Consider the following 4,267-nt stretch of genomic DNA (forward strand, 5'->3'; position numbering starts at 1 on the left):
AGCAAAACAAATCACGTAATCTAAGCATGGCCAACAAGCGCAGGCTCTGCTGTCTGAATGAACAATATTTGTTCGAATGTATGGGGTTGTTCAAAGTATAAACACTGATGCGTCAGCCCTGGGCAACTGGCAGCTGGATGCCGCCTATCCAGCTGCGCGGCCGCTCACCGATGGCCCCATCTACACCAATATCAAGTACCCCTTTCCCTGCGATCCGCCCCGAGTGCCAGCAGAGAATCCTACTGGCTGCTACTCCCGCGAGTTCGAACTGCCCGCCGACTGGCTGGCAAGCGGACAGAGCCGGATCATCTTCGACGGGGTGAGCAGTGCCTTCCACCTCTTCTGCAACGGCCGCTGGGTCGGTTACTCCCAGGACAGCCGCCTGCCCGCCGAATTCGATCTGACCCCATATCTGCAGAGCGGTCGCAACCGGTTGGCGGTGCTGGTACTACGTTGGTCTGATGGCTCCTATCTGGAAGATCAGGATATGTGGTGGCTGTCGGGGATCTTCCGCTCCGTCAGCCTGCTGCACAAACCGTCCCGCCATCTGATGGATATGCGGGTGACCCCCGAGCTGGATGCCTGCTATCGGGATGGCCGTCTCAAGATTGCCCTGCAGGTCGCCAATGGGGCTGGCCTCTCGGTAGAGGCCAATCTCTATGACGGTAGCGAGCGGGTCGCGACCCTGCTCCAGCTGATCGGCACCCAAGCCATTGATGAGAAAGGGGCTTACGACGATCGCGCCGAGCTGTGGCTCGACGTGGCTGCGCCGCGCAAGTGGAGCGCCGAGACGCCCCATCTCTATCGCTTCACCCTGACCCTGCTGGACGAGCAGGGCCAAGCTATCGAGAGTGAGGCATGTGATGTGGGCTTTCGGGTGGTGGAGATCCGTGGCGGCCTGCTGCGGGTCAACGGTCAGCCGCTGCTTATTCGCGGTGCCAACCGTCACGAGATCACCCTGCCAAGGGTTATGCCATTGATCGCGCCACCATGGAGCGGGATCTGCTGCTGATGAAGCGGCACAACTTCAATGCGGTGCGCTGTTCCCACTATCCCAACCACCCCGACTTCTATCGCCTCTGCGATCGGCTCGGTCTCTATGTGGTGGACGAGGCGAATCTGGAGACCCACGGCATGACCCCCATGGGGCGGCTGGCGCGGGATCCTGCCTGGAGCAATGCCTTTCTGGAGCGGGCCACCCGCATGGTGGCACGGGATTTCAACCACCCCTCCATCATCATCTGGTCGCTCGGCAACGAGTCGGGTTACGGCCCGGCCCACGATGCCATGTATGGCTGGATCAAGCGCAGCGACCCGAGCCGTCCGGTGCAGTACGAGGGGGGCGGGGCCGATACCCCGGCCACCGACATCATCTGCCCCATGTATGCCAGAACCCATCAGGATCAGCCCTTCCCGGCGGTGACCAAGTGGGCGCTGGCCAAGTGGATCGGTCTGCCCGACGAGCACCGGCCACTAATCCTCTGTGAATATGCCCACGCCATGGGGAACAGTCTGGGGGGCTACGCCCACTACTGGCAGGCGTTTCGCGATCATCCACGTCTGCAAGGCGGGTTTGTCTGGGATTGGGTCGATCAGGGGCTCGACAAATACACCGCCGATGGTCGCCACTACTGGGGTTATGGCGGCGATTTTGGTGATGTGCAAAACGATCGTCAGTTCTGCTGCAACGGTCTGCTGTTCCCTGATCGCACCCCCCATCCCGCTTTGTGCGAGGCGAAGCGTGCCCAGCAGCCGTTCCGCTTCACCCTGCTTGAGCACATCCCGCTGCGGGTGCGGATCGAGAGCGAATACCTGTTCCGGGAAACCGATAACGAGCGGCTTTGCTGGCAGCTGTGCGAGAACGGCCATGTGCAGCAGCAGGGGGAGATCTCCCTTGAGCTGGCACCGCAAGGGGTGGTCGAGTTGACCCTGAGCGAGACACTGCCCACCTTTGCGGCAGGCTCACAGGCCTGGCTCGATCTGGCGATCATTCAGCCACAAGCCACCTTGTGGTCGCAGGCGGATCACAAGGTCGCCCGCCAGCAGTTCACCCTGCCGACCCCTCTTTCCCTGCCAGCTCCCGCTGCTGTCGCCATCCTGACTGAGCAACCGGATGGTTGGCGGATCACTGCCGCAAACAGCCAGTGGCGGCTCGACAAGCAGAGCGGCCGTATCACCAGTTGGCAAAAATCGGGGAAGGAGCAGTTGCTGGCGCCGATCATGGATCACTTCTACCGGGCGCCGCTGGACAACGACATCGGCACCAGCGAGGCAGATCACGCTGATCCCAACTCCTGGATTGCCCGCTGGCAGGCGTGTGGCCTCGGTCAATGGCAGCACCGCTGTTTGGGGATCTCGGTCACCGGAGGGGATATCCGGGTCAGTCATGGCTACTTCCACCACGATGAGCTGCTGCTGGTGAGTCACTGGCATCACTGTTTTACCGACGATGGCGCCATGAGCCTGGAGATAGAGACTGAGCTGGCGCAGGCGTTGCCGTCGCTGCCGCGGATTGGTCTGCTGCTCCATCTGGCCGAAGTGCCGGTGCGCGCCGAATGGCTGGGGCGCGGTCCTCACGAGAACTATCCGGATCGCCTGCTGGGAGCCGATCTGGGGCACTGGAGCTTGCCGCTGGAGGCCATGCACACCCCTTACATCTTCCCGAGCGACAACGGTTTGCGCTGCGATACCCGTCAGCTGCAGCTGGGCAGCACGACAGTGAACGGCAGCTTCCATTTCAGTGCCAGCCGCTTCAGTCAGCAACAGCTGGCCGCCGCTCGTCACCAGAGCGATCTGGTGGCCGAAGAGGGGCTGTGGGTATGTCTCGATGGCGCCCACATGGGGGTGGGTGGCGATGACTCCTGGAGTCAGAGCGTGCGTCCCGAGTATCAGTTGCTGGGGCGCAGTTACCGCTGGGGTTGCACCCTTTACTAAGTGAAGTCTGCAAGACTATGATGATGAAGCGCCGGGTGATACCCGGCGCTTCTATTTTTATGAAATGTCATAAACACACCTCCTACACTAAATAGCTGTTCCGAATAGTAGATCACTGCACTCGTACAGCCTCGACAAGAGGCATTGAGCACACATCGAGGTCTGAGTCTTGCCACGTCAGGCTTTGCCACCTGATGGTAGAGATGCTTTACACCACAAGGCTTTCGGCAAAATGTAGCACTATTAGGGGCGCTGTTTCCCAAATCAACCATCAAGCCACAACCCCGCCGATAAACGCCGGCTCGGTGATCAGACACCCCGCATCTGCTCCAAAATGCGACATGTGTATGTAACCAGTATCGGCATGGGTATTGAGGCGGCATATACTGGACCCGCTTGAAGAGAGTCCCAGTCAGCCCCAACCAAGGAGCATGTTTATGTCACCTTCGTTACCCCCGCTCGGCGTGTTAGCTGGTGCCCTGTTACTGCTGGTGGTCCAGAGTGCCGGGGCCGCCGACTGTACCTATCGCAAAGACAGCCTCGGTAATACCCGCTACCAGTGTGATGATGGCAATAGCGGCACCCTGCGCAAGGACAGTCTCGGCAACGTCAGGGATTCGCAAAGCGGCACCACCTGGCGCAAAGACTCTCTCGGCAATGTGCGCAGCAGCGAAGGCACCACTTACCGCAAAGATAGTCTAGGCAATGTACGGGTCAGCAATCCCAGCACCGGCGAGACCGTCACCTGGCGTAAAGATAGCCTCGGCAACCTGCGGTCCTCCAATGGCACAACTTGTCGCACCAACTCCTTGGGGCAAGTTAGATGTGATGGGCAGAGCACACCGCCAGCAGTGTTGGGCGCAAAGTGAACCCAGACTGTGGTTCTGATCTATTAGACCGCCATGATGAATCGCTGACGCAGCGTACATCTTGGCCAAATAGTAGAAATGATCGATTTGGTGATCTGGCTTCATAGAGCTACCGTGCTCTCAGGCTTAGAATAACACTCTTTTTGATAGCATGAACTGAGCGCCGTTAGGGTCAATAGAACATTTATGAATAGCGAAGAAGGTGCCAGTTGGCCTTCCCGTACTGCGGATTGTCTGAAATGGCACTGACTCGATTTTTTTACCCCTAACTCTCTGTTAATCTGAGCGTTTTCTGCTAGGTGCCTGCTTACTATGTCTATCGATTACTACAACCAACACGCCGATCATGTACAGGATCTTTAGCTACAACCAATTGAAATAGATAGAAAAAAGGCTTCGTTTGTGATCTGATTTAATCGCAAAAAAAAACCGACACGCCCGAAGCCATGACTATTATCAATGCA

General features: G+C 58.4%; 1 protein-coding gene and 1 pseudogene. Both read left to right on the plus strand.

Features of this window, described 5'->3' with window-relative positions; translation table 11 throughout:
* Nucleotides 1-106 precede the first annotated feature (106 nt).
* Nucleotides 107-2,934, plus strand: a pseudogene (locus tag ACNPAA_RS20605) (beta-galactosidase); the annotation flags it as partial.
* 437 nt (nt 2,935-3,371) lie between these two features.
* Nucleotides 3,372-3,803, plus strand: a complete 432-nt coding sequence (locus tag ACNPAA_RS20610; protein ID WP_021140579.1) for a hypothetical protein — start codon at nt 3,372-3,374, stop codon at nt 3,801-3,803.
* Nucleotides 3,804-4,267: the final 464 nt, after the last annotated feature.

It is taken from the genome of Aeromonas sp. PS2Canimalfood6 (genome assembly GCF_048276795.1).
Lineage (GTDB): Bacteria > Pseudomonadota > Gammaproteobacteria > Enterobacterales > Aeromonadaceae > Aeromonas > Aeromonas caviae.